This is a genomic window from Pseudomonas sp. ZT5P21, from assembly GCF_054897785.1.
This window is the reverse complement of the sequence record NZ_CM142705.1, coordinates 1,377,164-1,394,551: the sequence shown is the minus strand read 5'-3', so window position 1 is coordinate 1,394,551 and position 17,388 is coordinate 1,377,164. Positions and strand designations below refer to the sequence as shown.

Sequence of the window (17,388 nt, the reverse complement as noted above, 5' to 3'; positions counted from 1 at the left end):
AAATTGCCGTCGCCGCGATTACTGGCAGATTGCTCTTGAGAAAACCGTTCGTCAGTCATGCATGCTTATAACGCAAAGCTTTCAGAAACCACTTTGACAATCATTCTCGTTAACATTAAGATCCCTCGCAATTGAGCCACAACCAGCGACGGTTCTCACTTATGTATGTCTGCCTCTGCACTGGCGTCACCGACGGACAAATCCGCGAAGCAATCTATGAAGGATGCTGCAGCTACAAGGAAGTCCGCCAGGCTACCGGCGTAGCCAGCCAATGCGGCAAATGCGCCTGCCTTGCCAAGGAAGTGGTGCGTGAAACCCTGACCAAATTGCAAACAGCTCAGGCTTCAATTCCTTTCCCCGTAGAATTTACTGCCGCGTAGTACCCCCATTTCAAGGAACCGGACTTCATGTCCGGTTTTTTTATGCCTGAAAATCAATTGCTTACAGGCCAGACGCGGAACACAAACATTCTTATTCCGATTAATTTTCATTTAAGTTTCAATAACTTAGGTTTGACACTCTTAGTTGGGCGGCCCAGACTCTGCTTTATAGACAGTTAATACAGGGCAGGACCCCATCATGAAAGGCGACATTACAGTCATCCAGCATCTCAACAAGATCCTTGCCAATGAGCTGGTCGCGATCAATCAATATTTTCTGCATGCGCGCATGTATGAAGATTGGGGTCTGAACAAGCTCGGCAAGCACGAATACCACGAATCCATCGACGAGATGAAACACGCGGACAAGCTGATTAAGCGGATCCTCTTCCTGGAAGGCCTGCCGAACGTGCAGGACCTGGGCAAGCTGCAGATCGGCGAGCACACCCAGGAAATGCTGGAGTGCGACCTGCGCATCGAACGTACCGGCCACGCTGACCTGAAAGTCGCGATTGCTCATTGCGAGACAGTTGGCGATTTCGGTAGCCGAGAGCTGCTCGAAGACATTCTCGAATCCGAAGAAGAGCATATCGACTGGCTGGAAACCCAACTGGGCCTGATCGATAAAGTCGGCCTTGAGAACTATCTGCAATCGCAGATGGGCGAAGAGTAACAGCGCCCGCTAAACTCGAAACAATAAAAAGCCCCGCGCTCTTTTGAAGCGACGGGGCTTTTTCATGCCCGGTTTCAGGTTCACCCTGAAACAAATGTGGGAGCGGGCTTGCTCGCGAAAGCGGTGAAACATTCAATAGATAAGTCGACTGACCTACCGCTTTCGCGAGCAAGCCCGCCCCCACACAAGGCGGATCAGGCTTCGGACTTGGTCGCAGCGGCGGCTTCAACAGCAGCTTTGATCGTGGCTTGCAGCGAACCGTCTGCAGCCATCTCGGTCATGATGTCGCTACCGCCGACCAGCTCACCACCGACCCACAGCTGCGGGAAGGTTGGCCAGTTGGCGTATTTTGGCAGGTTGGCGCGGATTTCCGGGTTCTGCAGGATGTCCACGTACGCAAACTTTTCACCACATGCCATCACAGCCTGCGCGGCTTTCGCGGAGAAGCCACACTGCGGGGCATTCGGCGAGCCTTTCATGTAAAGCAGAATGGTGTTGTTGGCAATCTGCTCTTTAATCGTTTCGATGATATCCATGGAGCACCTCGGCTGAACTTTCCGACTCAGGGGTCGGCACGGTGGCGCATTGTAACGGAAACCCAAGCGCCATGCTCGGTCTCCCCGACAGACTCAGTCAAGCCGCCGCCACGGTCACCGGCACACCGTTCAACGCCGCATTCCCCGACAACTCATCGAGTTGACACTCGTCGGTCAGGTCATTGGCGCTGGATCCCGGCTGGCTGCTGGCAATCGTCATCTGCACGCCGGGCCGCGCATGGCCCCAACCGTGCGGCAGGCTGACCACCCCTTTCATCATATCCAGACTGCCCTGCACTTCCACTTCGATCATGCCGACCCGGGAACTGACGCGCACCCGCTGCCCATCGCTGAGCCCACGGCTGGCCAGGTCGTCCGGATGCATCAGCAATTGATGGCGCGGCTTGCCCTTCACCAGTCGGTGGTAGTTGTGCATCCATGAGTTGTTGCTGCGTACGTGACGACGGCCAATCATCAGCAGCTCATCGGCGGCCGGCGCTCGCAGCGCGGCAAAGCGCACCAGGTCGGCAAGGATGGCGGCCGGAGCGGCCTGGATTCGCTGGTTGGCGGTTTTAAGGCGTGAAGCAAGGTTGGATTTGAGCGCCCCCAAGTCCACACCATGCGGCTGATCGAACAAGGTGGCCAGAGACAACTTGTGCTCCGAAGCATCGCCATACGGCCCCATCCGCAAACCACCATCAATCATCTGTGCGGGTGGAATCGTCGGTTTTAGCTCTTTGCCGGTCTTCGCGGCAAAGGCCTTGGCCAGCCCGACGAAAATTTCCCAATCGTGCAGCGCGCCCTCCGGTTTGGCCAGAATCGCACGGTTGAACCGGGTGACGTTACGCACCGCGAACATGTTGAAGGTGGTGTCGTAGTGATCGTTTTCCAGGGCCGATGTCGACGGCAGAATCAGATCGGCATAGCGCGTGGTTTCGTTGATGTACAGGTCGACACTGACCATGAACTCCAACCCGTCCAGCGCCTGTTCAAGCTGTCGGCCATTGGGCGTCGACAACACCGGATTGCCGGCCACGGTGATCAGCGCGCGAACCTGCCCTTCCCCTTCAGTGAGCATCTCTTCGGCCAGCGCCGACACCGGCAACTCGCCGCCATATTCCGGACGCCCGGACACGCGGCTCTGCCACAGGTTGAAATGCCCGCCTGAAGTGGACGCCACCAGGTCGACCGCAGGTTCAGTGCACAACGCGCCGCCCACGCGGTCGAGGTTGCCGGTGACCAGATTGATCAGTTGCACCACCCAATGGCACAACGTACCGAACGCCTGGGTCGAGACACCCATGCGGCCGTAGCAGACCGCCGTCGGTGCCACTGCGAATTCCCGGGCCAGTTGGCGAATCTGCTCGGCCGGCACAGCACACAGCGGGCTCATGGCCTCGGCAGTGAAACTCGCGACGGCTTCGCGCACCTCATCCAGACCGTCCACCGGCAGATGGCTGTCGCGGGTCAGGCCTTCGGCGAACAAGGTATTGAGCAGCCCGAACAACAGCGCCGCATCGCCACCGGGACGCACGAACAGATGCTGATCGGCCATCGCCGCCGTTTCGCTGCGACGCGGGTCGACCACCACTACTTTGCCGCCCCGGGCCTGAATCGCCTTCAAGCGCTTTTCCACATCCGGCACAGTCATGATGCTGCCGTTTGAGGCCAGCGGATTACCGCCGAGGATCAACATGAAATCGGTGTGATCGATGTCCGGGATCGGCAACAGCAGACCGTGGCCGTACATCAAATGGCTGGTGAGGTGATGGGGCAACTGATCGACCGACGTCGCGGAAAACCGGTTGCGGGTTTTCAACAGGCCGAGAAAGTAATTGCTGTGGGTCATCAGCCCGTAGTTGTGCACGCTGGGGTTGCCTTGATAAACCGCCACCGCGTTCTGCCCGTGCCGCGCCTGAATCTCGGCCAGGCGTTCGGCGACAAGCTTGAAGGCATCTTCCCACTCGATGGGCTGCCATTCGCTGCCGACCCGCAACATCGGCTGACGCAGACGGTCCGGATCGTTTTGAATATCCTGCAGGGCGACAGCTTTGGGGCAGATGTGCCCGCGACTGAACGTATCCTGAGCGTCGCCCTTGATCGACGTGATCTGCACATTGCCATCGGTTTCGGTGGTCTCGATGGTCAGGCCGCAGATGGCTTCACACAAGTGGCAAGCACGGTGATGGAGAGTCTTGGTCATGGCCAGTCTCTGTTTGTTCTGGGCGGGCAATGTCGGCCGCGGGAACAAAACTATGGCCCTGGCCCCGGCGTTGCGCCAGCGACGTTCGTCTTGTGAATCGGCGACCATCAGGCCAGCCGATGGCCGCTCGGGATCAGTTCGGCGTCAGCCTCGGCGCCTGCAACTGGATTTCCTGAATGGTTTCAATCTGCTCGTGGGCGACGTGCACGCCGGTGAGTTCGCCGATCAGTCGCCAGTGCTCGTCGAGCCCTGCGCTGATGGTGGCCATGCGATCGATCATCCGCCGGCCCGCAGCCTTGGTCACCTCGTCGTTGCTTCGCATAAGCTCGAAGGACATCGAGGTCATGGAAGCCGTGAGATGCGTCAGTGAGCGGGCCGTGAGGCCGAGCAGTTCCATGAGTTGCTGTTCTTTCGATTCCATTCCGAAGGCTTCCTGCGTCATTCCTGACATAGTTATAACCCAGCACATTGCATTAGCAAGTGTTTCAGATGAGGCACATTGCCATTGAAGACTTCGAACAATAGCTCAAAAAACTGACCGGCACTGTGCGATCCCCGCCCCGCTTGATTGCAAAGCCCCGTGAGCGCAGTGTACAAATGACGGGCTGCTGTCAGGAAACCGGCTTCAAACGCGCCACCGCCGTCACCCCGTAGCCCTTCTGAAATCCCCTAAACACCGTAGCCTATTGGAAAAACGCGACATTTAATGTCAAGATCGCGCCTTCCCTATTTCGTCGCCCCGTGCGGCTTACGCCGCAGGTCTCGCCCGTTTTTCAGTTAAACAAGGCTTTGAGTATCTGCGGTCTGTTGCAAAAGGTAGTCAATGATGAGCGCAAGGCACTTTCTCTCCCTGATGGATTGCACGCCCGAAGAGCTGGTCAGCGTGATCCGTCGAGGCGTTGAGCTCAAAGACCTGCGTAACCGCGGCGTACTGTTCGAGCCTCTGAAAAACCGCGTACTCGGGATGATTTTCGAGAAGTCCTCGACCCGCACCCGTATCTCGTTCGAGGCCGGCATGATCCAGCTCGGCGGCCAGGCCATCTTCCTCTCGCCGCGCGACACGCAATTGGGCCGTGGCGAGCCGATCGGCGACTGCGCGATTGTCATGTCGAGCATGCTCGACGCGGTGATGATCCGCACCTTTGCCCACAGCACCCTGACCGAATTCGCCGCCAACTCCCGTGTACCAGTGATCAACGGCTTGTCCGATGATTTGCACCCGTGCCAGTTGCTGGCGGACATGCAAACCTTCCTCGAACATCGCGGCTCGATCCAGGGCAAAACCGTGGCCTGGATCGGCGATGGCAACAACATGTGCAACAGCTATATAGAAGCAGCGATCCAGTTCGACTTCCAATTGCGCATTGCCTGCCCGGAAGGCTACGAGCCCAACCCTGAATTCGTGGCCAAGGCCGGTGATCGGGTGACCATCGTTCGTGACCCGAAGGATGCCGTGCGTGGTGCACATCTGGTGAGCACCGACGTCTGGACCTCCATGGGCCAGGAAGAGGAAACCGCCAAGCGCCTGAAGCTGTTCGCGCCGTTCCAGGTCAATCGCGCGCTGCTGGATCTGGCCGCTGAGGACGTATTGTTCATGCATTGCCTGCCCGCCCACCGTGGCGAGGAAATCAGCCTCGACCTGCTCGATGACCCGCGCTCCGTCGCCTGGGATCAAGCAGAAAACCGCCTCCACGCCCAAAAGGCCCTGCTCGAGTTTCTCGTCGAGCCGGCGTATCACCACGCATGAGCCAGCCACTGCTGCTAAACCTGCGCAACCTCGCCTGCGGCTATCAAGACCAGCGTGTCGTGCAGAACCTCAACCTGCATTTGAATGCAGGTGACATCGGTTGCCTCCTCGGCTCTTCGGGTTGCGGAAAAACCACGACCCTGCGCGCGATTGCCGGGTTCGAACCAGTGCACGAAGGCGAAATCACCCTGGCGGGAGAGACGATCTCCAGCGCCGGTTTTACCCTTGCGCCGGAGAAACGCCGGATCGGCATGGTGTTCCAGGATTACGCCCTGTTTCCGCATTTGAGCGTGGCCGAGAACATCGCCTTCGGTATTCGCAAACATCCGCAAAAGGACCGCGTGACTGAAGAGCTGCTGGAACTGGTCAACCTGAAAAACCTTGGCAAGCGCTTTCCCCATGAGCTTTCCGGTGGTCAGCAGCAGCGTGTCGCGTTGGCCCGCGCCCTGGCGCCGGAACCGCAATTATTGTTGCTGGATGAACCTTTCTCCAACCTCGACGGCGAACTGCGGCGCAAGCTCAGCCATGAAGTGCGCGACATTCTGAAGGCTCGCGGCACCAGCGCGATTCTGGTCACCCACGACCAGGAAGAAGCCTTTGCAGTCAGCGATCATGTGGGGGTTTTCAAAGAAGGTCGTCTGGAGCAGTGGGACACGCCCTACAACCTGTATCACGAACCTTTGACGCCGTATGTCGCCAGTTTCATTGGCCAGGGTTACTTCATTCGCGGCCAATTGAGCAGCCCTGAATCAGTGCAGACCGAGTTGGGCGAGCTGCGCGGCAATCGGGCTTACACCTGGCCGATTGGTGGCGCCGTGGATGTTCTGCTGCGGCCGGACGATATCGTTTACGCGCCGGACAGCGATTTAAAGGCGCGGATTGTCGGCAAGTCGTTCCAGGGTGCGTCGACGCTGTATCGATTGCAGTTGCCGACAGGTGCGCAGCTCGAATCGATTTTCCCGAGCCATGCCGATCATCTGATCGGCGCGGAGGTTGGCATTCGCGTCGCGGCTGAACATCTGGTGTTGTTCCAGGCATCCGGCAGCATGGCGGCGCAGATCCTGGCGGTCGAGGCCGGTGTCCGTCGTTACAGCACTGCCAGCTGATACCCACGGCCAAATGTGGGAGCGGGCTTGCTCGCGAAGGGGGCATGTCAGTTAATGATGACGGTGACTGACACTCCGCTTCGCGAGCAAGCCCGCTCCCACACTGGATCCCACTTACCCCAGCATCAGCGTGCCGCTCGCAACGAGCGTCGCATTCCCGCCTATCTTCACTCGATCCCCTTCCAGCCGGCAGAACAACTCTCCGCCGCGCTTTGAACACTGATACGCCCTCAGACTCGACTTGCCCAAGCGTTTCGACCAGTACGGAATCAGGCTGCAATGGGTTGATCCGGTCACCGGATCCTCATTGATACCAATCGCCGGCGCGAAGTACCGCGACACAAAATCATGCTGGTTGCCCTTTGCGGTAACGATAGCGCCTGGCCACGGCAGCTTGGCCAACGCGACCATGTCTGGCTGACAATCAAGCACGGCCTGCTCCGACTCCAACACCACGAACAGTTCATTTGAACCCAGCACATCGACCACTTCGACGCCCAAGGCGCGTTCGACATCCAGTGTCACGCCCAATTCAGACGGCACAATTGCCGGGAAATCCAGCCACAGCCGCTCACCTTCGCGACTCACGCTCAACGGGCCGGATTTGCAGATGAAATCCAGACGCGCGGCGGACTCTTTGTAGATCTCAAACAAAACATAAGCGCTGGCCAGAGTGGCGTGCCCGCACAACGGCACCTCAGTAGTCGGGGTGAACCAACGGATATGCCAATTCAGCGCTTCACGCACCACAAACGCCGTTTCGGCAAGATTGTGTTCGGCGGCAATTTTCTGCATCAACTCATCGGCAAGCCAGGCATCGAGACGATAAACCATCGCCGGGTTACCACCGAATGGCCGATCACTGAACGCGTCGACCTGATGAAACTCAAGCTGCATACCTTTCTCCTTGGTTCAGACGCGACCGATATCGGCGAATGTCGCTTGGGTGTGTTCGGCCAGCACCGCAGGCGCCAGCTCAACTTCGAGACCACGCCGACCGGCGCTCACATAAATGCTGGCAAAAGGCTGAGCCGAAGTGTCGATAAAAGTGCGCAGGCGCTTTTTCTGCCCCAGCGGGCTGATGCCGCCCAACAGATAACCCGTCGAACGTTGCGCGGCGGCCGGGTCGGCCATTTCGACTTTTTTCACACCGGCTGCATGAGCCAGGCCTTTCAAGTCCAGACTTCCGACGACCGGCACCACGGCTACCAGCAATTCTCCTTTCTCGCTGGCTGCCAGCAACGTCTTGAACACCTGCGCCGGGTCGAGCCCCAGTTTCTCCGCGGCCTCTAGCCCATAGGACGCTGCCTTTGGATCATGTTCGTAACTGTGCACGCGATGTTCGGCACGAACTTTTTTCAACAAATCCAATGCGGGGGTCATGACAGCTCCAGACGGGGCGGCAGAGAAAAATACTGCGCTGAATTCTAGGGCATTGCTCCATAAAAGGCTCTATTACGGCAGCGTTTCCACAGCCTGACGCGACTCTTTACCGTTCGTCAGCGTTCGACCCGCCGGTAAAACAAAACGATCATTCATGTGACTAATAGTTTCATTGTGACCGATGGTTCACTTTCGACCTTTGACAGCAGTGTTTCTTGTCTATATTTTTTCGAATCTGAATACCGTACACAGTGACAACGCGGCACCCAGCAACAAGCCGGGAAACAGGATGGGGATCCTGCCCGGCGAAAATCGCGCTTTGGCCATGACGAAAAAAGCGCCAGACAACAAAAACAAAGAGGTTTTCAATGACAACTGCTTTACAACAACCGTCGCTCTCGAGCCAATGCATGGCCGAGTTTCTGGGTACTGCACTGCTGATCTTTTTTGGTACCGGTTGCGTTGCCGCGCTCAAGGTCGCGGGTGCCAGCTTTGGCTTGTGGGAAATCAGCATCATCTGGGGCGTCGGCGTGAGCATGGCGATCTACTTGACCGCCGGGGTTTCCGGGGCTCACCTCAACCCTGCCGTGAGCATCGCCTTGAGCATTTTCGCCGACTTCGAGAAGCGCAAACTGCCGTTCTATATCCTTGCCCAACTGGCTGGCGCTTTCTGCGGGGCGTTGTTGGTTTATACGCTGTACAGCAACCTCTTCTTCGATTACGAACAAACTCACCATATGGTTCGTGGCACTCAAGCCAGCCTCGAGCTAGCGTCGGTGTTCTCCACGTTTCCCAACCCAGCTTTGACCACCGCCCAGGCCTTCCTGGTTGAAGTGATCATTACCGCCATCCTGATGGGCGTGATCATGTCCCTGACCGACGACAACAACGGTCTGCCTAACGGACCCATGGCGCCGCTGCTGATCGGTCTGCTGATTGCGGTGATTGGCAGCTCGATGGGTCCGCTGACCGGCTTTGCGATGAACCCGGCGCGGGACTTCGGACCGAAACTGATGACTTTCTTTGCGGGCTGGGGTGAAATTTCCTTCACCGGCGGGCGCGATATCCCGTACTTCCTGATTCCGGTTTTTGCACCAATTGTCGGTGCCTGCCTCGGTGCTGCGGCGTATCGCGGGCTGATTGCCCGTCATCTGCCAAGCACCGAACCTGCTACAAAGGACGCAACACCGGCCATTGACGGCAAACCAAGAACTTCTTGATACCGTTGGCGCGTGATCCTGCCCATTTGATCGCGCGCCTGACTTCACTCCCTTATTTCGTCCAAGGCGATCGACATGACCGACATTCAGAATAAGAACTACATCATTGCCCTCGATCAGGGTACGACCAGTTCCCGCGCGATCATTTTCGACCGCGACGCGAACGTGGTTTGCACCGCCCAGCGCGAATTCGCCCAACATTACCCGCAAGCCGGCTGGGTCGAACACGACCCGATGGAAATCTTCGCCACCCAAAGCGCCGTGATGGTCGAGGCCCTGGCGCAAGCCGGTCTGCATCACGACCAGGTGGCGGCCATCGGCATCACCAACCAGCGTGAAACCACCGTGGTCTGGGACAAGACCACCGGCCGGCCGATCTACAACGCCATCGTCTGGCAGTGCCGCCGCAGCACCGAGATCTGCCAACAGCTCAAGCGCGACGGCCACGAGCAATACATCAGCGAAACCACCGGCCTGGTCACCGACCCGTACTTCTCCGGCACCAAACTCAAGTGGATCCTCGACAACGTCGAAGGCAGCCGTGAACGTGCGCGCAAAGGCGAGTTACTGTTCGGCACCGTCGACACCTGGCTGATCTGGAAATTTACCGGAGGTAAGGTACACGTCACCGACTACACCAACGCCTCGCGCACCATGCTCTTCAACATCCACACATTGCAGTGGGACGAGAAGATGCTGGAGGTGCTGGATATTCCGCGCGAGATGCTGCCGGAAGTTAAGTCCTCGTCTGAAATCTACGGCCATACCAAAAGCGGCATTGCCATTGGCGGTATCGCCGGCGACCAGCAGGCCGCCCTCTTCGGCCAGATGTGCGTCGAGCCCGGCCAGGCGAAAAATACCTACGGCACCGGTTGCTTCCTGCTGATGAACACCGGCGACAAAGCGGTGAAATCCAGGCACGGCATGTTGACCACCATCGCGTGCGGCCCGCGTGGCGAAGTGGCCTACGCGCTGGAAGGCGCAGTGTTCAACGGCGGTTCAACCGTTCAGTGGCTGCGTGACGAATTGAAGATCATCAATGACGCTCACGACACCGAATACTTCGCCAATAAGGTCAAGGACAGCAACGGGGTGTACCTGGTACCGGCCTTCACCGGCCTCGGCGCGCCGTACTGGGACCCGTATGCCCGCGGCGCACTGTTCGGCCTGACTCGCGGCGTACGCGTGGATCACATCATTCGTGCAGCGCTGGAGTCGATTGCCTACCAGACGCGCGACGTTCTCGACGCCATGCAGCAGGATTCCGGCGAACGCCTGAAGGCCCTGCGCGTGGATGGCGGCGCAGTGGCGAACAACTTCCTGATGCAGTTCCAGGCCGACATTCTCGGTACTCAGGTCGAGCGTCCCCAAATGCGCGAAACCACAGCACTCGGCGCTGCTTATCTCGCCGGCCTGGCGTGTGGCTTCTGGGGCAGCCTGGAAGAGCTGCGCGGCAAGGCCGTTATCGAACGCGAATTCGAACCGACGCTGGACGAGACCGCGAAGGAAAAACTCTACGCTGGCTGGAAAAAAGCGGTCAGCCGCACGCGTGATTGGGAACCGCACGAAGGCGCTGAATAAGTCACGCACCGGACTCGTATCCGGTTGTAACTGGTCGGGAGCAGATTCCTGCGGCATCATGGGCAAATTTTGCACGGCAGCCCAAAGGAAGCCCCATGAATCTGCCTCCCCGTCAGCAGCAAATCCTCGAACTGGTCCGCGAACGCGGTTATGTCAGCATTGAGGAGATGGCCACGCTGTTCGTCGTTACACCGCAGACCATCCGCCGCGACATCAATCAGCTTGCGGAAGCCAATCTGTTGCGTCGCTACCATGGCGGCGCGGCCTACGACTCCAGTGTCGAAAACACTGCCTACGCCATGCGCGCCGATCAGATGCGCGATGAAAAACAGCGTATCGGCGAAGCCATTGCCGCACAGATCCCCGATCACGCCTCGCTGTTCATCAACATCGGCACAACCACTGAATCGATCGCCCGGGCGCTGCTCAACCACAATCACCTGAAGATCATCACCAACAACCTGCACGTGGCTTCGATGCTCAGTGCCAAGGACGACTTCGACGTACTGCTGACCGGTGGCAATGTGCGGCGCGACGGCGGTGTGGTCGGTCAGGCGAGTGTCGATTTCATTAACCAGTTCAAGGTCGATTTTGCGCTGGTCGGCATCAGCGGTATCGATGAAGACGGCAGTCTGCTGGACTTCGATTATCAGGAAGTTCGGGTGTCGCAAGCGATCATTGCCAATGCAAGGCAGGTGATTCTGGCGGCGGACTCCAGCAAATTCGGGCGCAACGCGATGATTCGCTTGGGGCCGATCAGTTTGATTGATTGCCTGGTAACGGATCAGCAGCCTGTGCCGGCCTTGGCGCAGTTGTTGAGTCAGCACAAGATTAGACTCGAAGTCGTTTAACCCTCCCCTGTGGCGAGGGGATTTATCCCCGTTCGGCTGCGAAGCAGTCGTCAAACCATCGCACGTGGTGTATCAGACTTACCGTAGTTTCAGGTTTTAGGGCTGCTGCGCAGCCCAACGGGGATAAATCCCCTCGCCACAGTTGTTCTTCGCAACGACATAAATGTTCGTAAATTTTCCTTTAACAGCCCTTCGATGAGTATTTTTAATCGAAGTTGACTGGTCGTGCACAGCTTTATGGGCTAAGATTTTCGTAAATGAACATTCATGTTCGATTTCCAATACCGAAAATCAAAAGAGCCCGAGGCCAGCCGATGCCCACTTCTACCTTGCCTACGCCCCCTCTCGCTGAGGTCTACGACATTGCCGTCATCGGTGGCGGGATCAATGGCGTGGGGATCGCAGCGGATGCCGCCGGCCGCGGTCTCTCGGTGTTCCTTTGCGAAAAGGATGATCTGGCCAGCCATACCTCGTCGGCCAGCAGCAAGCTGATCCACGGTGGTCTGCGCTACCTTGAACATTACGAATTCCGCCTGGTGCGCGAAGCCCTCGCCGAGCGCGAAGTGCTGTTGGCCAAGGCACCGCACATCGTCAAGCAAATGCGCTTCGTGCTTCCGCACCGCCCGCACCTGCGTCCAGCGTGGATGATCCGCGCCGGCCTGTTTCTGTATGACAACCTGGGCAAACGAGAAAAACTGGAAGGTTCGAAAAGCCTGAGGTTCGGCCCTGACAGCCCGCTGAAAAGTGAAATCACTAAAGGCTTCGAATATTCCGATTGCTGGGTCGACGATGCTCGCCTGGTGGTACTGAACGCCATGGCTGCCCGCGAGAAAGGCGCCCATGTTCACACCCAGACCCGTTGCGTCAGCGCTCGTCGCACCAAAGGCCTGTGGCATCTTCACCTGGAGCGCGCCGACGGCAGCCTGTTTTCGATTCGCGCCAAGGCACTGGTGAATGCGGCCGGTCCGTGGGTCGCCAAGTTCATTCGTGACGATCTGAAGATGGAATCGCCCTACGGCATCCGCCTCATCCAGGGCAGCCATCTTATCGTGCCAAAGCTCTACGAAGGCGAGCATGCGCATATTCTGCAAAACGAAGATCAGCGCATCGTATTCACCATTCCGTATTTGAACCACTTCACCCTGATCGGCACGACCGACCGCGAATACACCGGCGATCCGGCGAAGGTGGCGATCACCGAAGGTGAAACCGATTACCTGTTGACAGTGGTCAACGCTCACTTCAAAAAGCAGCTCAGCCGCGACGACATCCTGCACAGCTATTCCGGTGTTCGTCCGCTGTGCAACGATGAATCCGACAATCCGTCGGCCGTCACCCGCGACTACACCCTGGCCTTGTCGGGCACTGGAGAAGAAGCGCCATTGCTGTCGGTATTCGGTGGCAAGTTGACCACCTACCGCAAACTGGCCGAGTCGGCGTTGGCACAGCTGGCGCCGTACTTCACGCACATCAAGCCGAGCTGGACCGCCACGGCAACCCTGCCGGGGGGCGAAGACATGACCACACCGCAGGCGCTGAGCTCACGAATTCGCGACCAGTTCGACTGGGTGCCCACTGAAATCGCCCGCCGCTGGGCCACCACCTACGGCAGCCGCACTTGGCGCATGCTCGAGGGCGTGCAGAACCTCAGCGATCTGGGTGAACACCTTGGCGGGGGTCTCTACACCCGCGAAGTTGATTACCTGTGCAGCGAAGAGTGGGCAACCACGGCGCATGACATTCTGTGGCGCCGCAGCAAGCTCGGCCTGTTCACCACTGAGGCCGAGCAACAGAAACTTGCGAATTACCTGAACAAGGTCGAACAGAACCGCAGCAAGATCGAAGCGGCCTGATCCGAAATCCGGTTAAGCGAAAGCCCCTGAATCTGACGATTCAGGGGTTTTTTTGTATTCGCAGAACACCATAAATCCCTTTGTGGGAGCGGGCTTGCTCGCGAAAGAGGTGTGTCAACCAGCATCAATGTGGGTGAAAGACCGCGTTCGCGAGCAAGCCCGCTCCCACAGGGTCTGTGCTCGCACTTCGATATTGCATTCGGTTTTCCGAACGCGACCTGCCGGTCAATTCGGTTAACCGGATTATCTTTCTACGAAACCCACGCCATAAATTTTTAATATCCTTAATAATCAACATGTTGTCCGATATCACCTAGCCTGGCACGAGTCATGCTCTACACTCTTGGAACGAATGCTTGTTGCGCCGACCTACAGAAGCCGACACTCATTCGAAGCACAAAAGGGCCGATGAACTGGCTCCATATAAAAACAATGTCGAGGAAAATTTGATGCGCATCGTTCCCCATATTCTGGGCGCAGCCATTGCTGCCGCTCTGATCAGCACTCCAGTTTTCGCTGCCGAGCTCACCGGCACGTTGAAGAAGATCAAAGAGTCCGGTGTCATCACCCTCGGGCATCGTGATGCTTCCATTCCGTTTTCCTATATCGCGGACGCTTCCGGCAAACCGGTTGGCTACTCCCACGATATCCAGCTGAAAATCGTTGAAGCGATCAAGAAAGACCTGGACCTGCCGAACCTCCAGGTCAAATACAACCTGGTCACCTCGCAAACCCGTATCCCGCTGGTGCAAAACGGCACCGTGGATGTCGAGTGCGGCTCCACCACCAACAACGTGGAACGTCAGCAGCAAGTTGACTTCTCCGTCGGCATCTTCGAGATCGGCACCAAGCTGCTGGCCAAGAAAGATTCGCCGTACAAAGACTTTGCCGATCTGAAAGGCAAAAACGTCGTGACCACCGCCGGCACCACGTCCGAGCGCATCCTCAAGTCGATGAACGCCGACAAGCAGATGGGCATGAACGTTATCTCTGCCAAAGACCATGGCGAGTCTTTCAACATGCTGGAATCGGGTCGCGCCGTGGCCTTCATGATGGACGATGCCTTGCTGGCCGGTGAAATGGCCAAGGCCAAGCAGCCGACTGCCTGGGCCGTAACGGGTACTGCACAGTCCTACGAAATCTACGGCTGCATGGTCCGCAAGGGTGACGAGCCGTTCAAGAAGGTTGTGGATGACGCGATTGTCGCCACCTACAAATCCGGTGAGATCAACAAGATCTACGAAAAATGGTTCATGCAACCAATCCCGCCTAAAGGCCTGAACCTGATGTTCCCGATGAGCGACGAGCTCAAGGCCCTGATCGCCAATCCGACCGATAAAGCGGCTGACGACAAGAAATCCTGATTTCTGACTAACCTTACTTCCTGAAAGGGCCACTGCCCTTTCAGGAGGTTGTCACTCCCTGCTGGCATTTCTGGAAACACTCGAACCGGTAGCTGTCGAGCCGCTCGTGTGTGCCTGATCTTCAAGATCGGGGCGGGAACGGAGTTTCCCCAAGCGGGCACTTGTACATCGATCGAATCCGAGGGGAGACCCTAATGAATTACAACTGGGACTGGGGCGTGTTCTTCAAGTCCACCGGCGTGGGCAGCGAGATTTATTTCGACTGGTACCTCTCCGGTTTGGGCTGGACCATCGCCATCGCCATCGTGGCCTGGATCATCGCCCTGACACTGGGCTCGATTCTGGGGGTCATGCGCACCGTACCGAATCGCATCGTATCGGGCATCGCGACCTGCTACGTTGAACTCTTCCGTAACGTGCCGCTGCTGGTTCAGCTGTTCATCTGGTACTTCCTGGTGCCCGATCTGCTGCCGCAAAACCTGCAGGACTGGTACAAACAGGACCTGAACCCGACCACCTCGGCTTTCCTCAGCGTTGTTGTCTGCCTGGGCCTGTTCACCACCGCTCGCGTTTGCGAACAGGTGCGCACCGGCATTCAGGCGTTGCCGCGTGGTCAGGAATCCGCCGCTCGCGCCATGGGCTTCAAGCTGCCGCAGATCTACTGGAACGTGCTGCTGCCCCAGGCCTACCGGATCATCATTCCGCCGCTTACCTCAGAATTCTTGAACGTGTTCAAGAACACCTCCGTCGCCTCGCTGATCGGCCTGATGGAGTTGCTCGCACAGACCAAACAGACCGCCGAGTTCTCCGCGAACCTGTTTGAAGCGTTCACCCTGGCGACCCTGATTTATTTCACCCTGAACATGAGCCTGATGCTACTGATGCGTCTGGTCGAGAAGAAAGTCGCCGTACCGGGCCTGATCTCCGTAGGGGGTAAATGATGGAATTCGATTTCTCGGGCATCATCCCGTCCCTGCCGGGTTTGTGGAACGGCATGGTCATGACCCTGCAACTGATGGCGCTGGGCGTCGTCGGCGGGATCATCCTCGGCACGATTCTCGCGCTGATGCGCCTGTCTCACAGCAAACTGCTGTCGAACATCGCCGGCGCCTACGTTAACTACTTCCGTTCGATCCCGCTGCTGCTGGTCATTACCTGGTTCTACCTGGCGGTGCCGTTCGTGCTGCGCTGGATCACCGGAGAAGACACGCCTATCGGGGCATTCGCCTCCTGCATCGTGGCTTTCATGATGTTCGAAGCCGCGTACTTCTGCGAAATCGTCCGCGCGGGTGTGCAGTCGATTCCCAAGGGCCAGATGGGCGCGGCCCAGGCCCTGGGCATGTCTTACGGCCAGATGATGCGCTTGATCATCCTGCCGCAAGCGTTTCGCAAGATGACCCCGCTGCTGCTGCAACAGAGCATCATCCTGTTTCAGGACACCTCGCTGGTCTACGCCGTCGGCCTGGTGGACTTCCTCAATGCTTCGCGTGCCAGTGGCGACATCATTGGCCGCTCGAATGAGTTCCTGATCTTCGCAGGTCTCGTGTACTTCACAATCAGCTTTGCCGCCTCGCTGCTGGTCAAGCGTCTGCAAAAAAGGTTTGCCGTATGATCTCTATCAAGAATGTCAACAAGTGGTATGGCGACTTCCAGGTACTGACTGACTGCAGCACCGAGGTCAAAAAAGGCGAAGTGATCGTGGTTTGCGGCCCGTCCGGCTCCGGCAAATCCACCCTGATCAAATGCGTCAACGCGCTGGAACCGTTCCAGAAGGGTGACGTGGTAGTCGATGGAACGTCCATCGCCGACCCGAAGACCGACCTGCCGAAACTGCGCTCGCGTGTTGGCATGGTGTTCCAGCATTTCGAACTGTTCCCGCACCTGACCATCACCGAAAACCTGACCATCGCGCAGATCAAGGTGTTGGGCCGCAGCAAGGAAGAAGCCACCAAGAAGGGCCTGCAACTGCTGGAGCGCGTCGGTCTTTCGGCGCACGCTCACAAGCATCCGGGTCAACTCTCCGGCGGTCAGCAACAGCGCGTGGCGATTGCCCGTGCGCTGGCGATGGACCCGATCGTCATGCTCTTCGACGAACCGACCTCGGCACTCGACCCCGAGATGGTCAACGAAGTGCTCGACGTGATGGTGCAACTGGCCCACGAAGGCATGACCATGATGTGCGTAACCCACGAAATGGGCTTTGCCCGTAAAGTGGCGGATCGGGTGATATTCATGGACCAGGGCAAAATCATCGAAGACTGCCAGAAAGAAGAATTCTTCGGCGACATCAGCGCCCGTTCCGAACGTGCGCAGCATTTTCTCGAGAAGATTCTGCAGCACTAAGCACCGGACGCTTACTCGAAGCCACATCAATACCCTGTGGGAGCGAGCTTGCTCGCGATATCGGACTGACATTCAACATCAATGTTGACTGTAATGGCCTCATCGCGAGCAAGCTCGCTCCCACAGGGGACGATGGTGGCTCGCGATC

General features: G+C 57.8%; 17 protein-coding genes. 12 read left to right on the top strand and 5 right to left on the bottom strand.

Annotated features, from left to right (window positions below):
• Positions 1-161 precede the first annotated feature (161 nt).
• On the top strand, positions 162-380 hold the full coding sequence (locus ACYZT9_RS06375; RefSeq protein ID WP_462010167.1) for a bacterioferritin-associated ferredoxin: 219 nt from the start codon (positions 162-164) through the stop codon (positions 378-380).
• 199 nt (positions 381-579) lie between these two features.
• A complete protein-coding gene (bfr, locus tag ACYZT9_RS06370) occupies positions 580-1,053 on the top strand; it encodes a bacterioferritin (RefSeq protein WP_017340571.1) in 474 nt (157 codons plus the stop codon).
• A gap of 194 nt (positions 1,054-1,247) precedes the next feature.
• On the opposite strand, the gene grxD is transcribed toward bfr, so the two are convergent.
• The 3 genes from grxD to ACYZT9_RS06355 form a co-directional block, all read right to left on the bottom strand.
• Positions 1,248-1,589 carry a Grx4 family monothiol glutaredoxin gene (gene grxD / locus ACYZT9_RS06365; protein WP_462009037.1) on the bottom strand — a complete coding sequence of 114 codons (342 nt, stop codon included), beginning with the start codon at positions 1,587-1,589 and terminating at the stop codon, positions 1,248-1,250.
• 97 nt (positions 1,590-1,686) lie between these two features.
• Positions 1,687-3,792 carry a molybdopterin oxidoreductase family protein gene (locus ACYZT9_RS06360; RefSeq protein WP_462009036.1) on the bottom strand — a complete coding sequence of 702 codons (2,106 nt, stop codon included), beginning with the start codon at positions 3,790-3,792 and terminating at the stop codon, positions 1,687-1,689.
• Positions 3,793-3,925: 133 nt separating this feature from the next.
• Entirely contained in the window at positions 3,926-4,213 is a 288-nt protein-coding gene (locus tag ACYZT9_RS06355) for a hypothetical protein (RefSeq protein ID WP_462009035.1), read from the bottom strand.
• Positions 4,214-4,618: 405 nt separating this feature from the next.
• On the opposite strand from ACYZT9_RS06355, the gene argF reads away from it, so the two are divergent.
• Together argF and ACYZT9_RS06345 are read left to right on the top strand one after the other, a co-directional pair.
• Positions 4,619-5,539, top strand: coding sequence for an ornithine carbamoyltransferase (gene argF, locus ACYZT9_RS06350; protein WP_462009034.1), 921 nt, complete (start codon positions 4,619-4,621; stop codon positions 5,537-5,539).
• Entirely contained in the window at positions 5,536-6,645 is a 1,110-nt protein-coding gene (locus ACYZT9_RS06345) for an ABC transporter ATP-binding protein (RefSeq protein ID WP_462009033.1), read from the top strand. The genes argF and ACYZT9_RS06345 overlap by 4 nt, the downstream gene beginning before the upstream one ends.
• A gap of 114 nt (positions 6,646-6,759) precedes the next feature.
• On the opposite strand, the gene ACYZT9_RS06340 is transcribed toward ACYZT9_RS06345, so the two are convergent.
• Positions 6,760-7,542 (bottom strand): PhzF family phenazine biosynthesis protein, encoded by a 783-nt coding sequence (locus tag ACYZT9_RS06340; RefSeq protein WP_462009032.1) that lies wholly within the window; start codon positions 7,540-7,542, stop codon positions 6,760-6,762.
• A 15-nt stretch (positions 7,543-7,557) separates the two neighbouring features.
• Positions 7,558-8,028 (bottom strand): Cys-tRNA(Pro) deacylase, encoded by a 471-nt coding sequence (gene ybaK / locus ACYZT9_RS06335; RefSeq protein ID WP_462009031.1) that lies wholly within the window; start codon positions 8,026-8,028, stop codon positions 7,558-7,560.
• Positions 8,029-8,396: 368 nt separating this feature from the next.
• On the opposite strand from ybaK, the gene ACYZT9_RS06330 reads away from it, so the two are divergent.
• From ACYZT9_RS06330 to ACYZT9_RS06295, 8 genes are all read left to right on the top strand, one after another.
• The gene (locus ACYZT9_RS06330) at positions 8,397-9,248 is read left to right on the top strand and encodes an MIP/aquaporin family protein (protein ID WP_462009030.1); all 852 of its coding nucleotides are present in this window, start codon (positions 8,397-8,399) and stop codon (positions 9,246-9,248) included.
• A gap of 75 nt (positions 9,249-9,323) precedes the next feature.
• A complete protein-coding gene (gene glpK / locus ACYZT9_RS06325; RefSeq protein ID WP_462009029.1) occupies positions 9,324-10,829 on the top strand; it encodes a glycerol kinase GlpK in 1,506 nt (501 codons plus the stop codon).
• Positions 10,830-10,924: 95 nt separating this feature from the next.
• The gene (locus ACYZT9_RS06320; protein WP_007916700.1) at positions 10,925-11,680 is read left to right on the top strand and encodes a DeoR/GlpR family transcriptional regulator; all 756 of its coding nucleotides are present in this window, start codon (positions 10,925-10,927) and stop codon (positions 11,678-11,680) included.
• Positions 11,681-11,994: 314 nt separating this feature from the next.
• Complete coding sequence (gene glpD / locus ACYZT9_RS06315) at positions 11,995-13,533, top strand: glycerol-3-phosphate dehydrogenase (protein WP_462009028.1); 1,539 nt, start codon at positions 11,995-11,997, stop codon at positions 13,531-13,533.
• 449 nt (positions 13,534-13,982) lie between these two features.
• Positions 13,983-14,897, top strand: coding sequence for a glutamate/aspartate ABC transporter substrate-binding protein (locus tag ACYZT9_RS06310; RefSeq protein WP_462009027.1), 915 nt, complete (start codon positions 13,983-13,985; stop codon positions 14,895-14,897).
• A gap of 194 nt (positions 14,898-15,091) precedes the next feature.
• Positions 15,092-15,838 carry an amino acid ABC transporter permease gene (locus ACYZT9_RS06305; RefSeq protein ID WP_462009026.1) on the top strand — a complete coding sequence of 249 codons (747 nt, stop codon included), beginning with the start codon at positions 15,092-15,094 and terminating at the stop codon, positions 15,836-15,838.
• The gene (locus ACYZT9_RS06300) at positions 15,838-16,509 is read left to right on the top strand and encodes an amino acid ABC transporter permease (RefSeq protein WP_253405805.1); all 672 of its coding nucleotides are present in this window, start codon (positions 15,838-15,840) and stop codon (positions 16,507-16,509) included. The genes ACYZT9_RS06305 and ACYZT9_RS06300 overlap by 1 nt, the downstream gene beginning before the upstream one ends.
• A complete protein-coding gene (locus ACYZT9_RS06295) occupies positions 16,506-17,240 on the top strand; it encodes an amino acid ABC transporter ATP-binding protein (protein ID WP_150709842.1) in 735 nt (244 codons plus the stop codon). The genes ACYZT9_RS06300 and ACYZT9_RS06295 overlap by 4 nt, the downstream gene beginning before the upstream one ends.
• Positions 17,241-17,388: the final 148 nt, after the last annotated feature.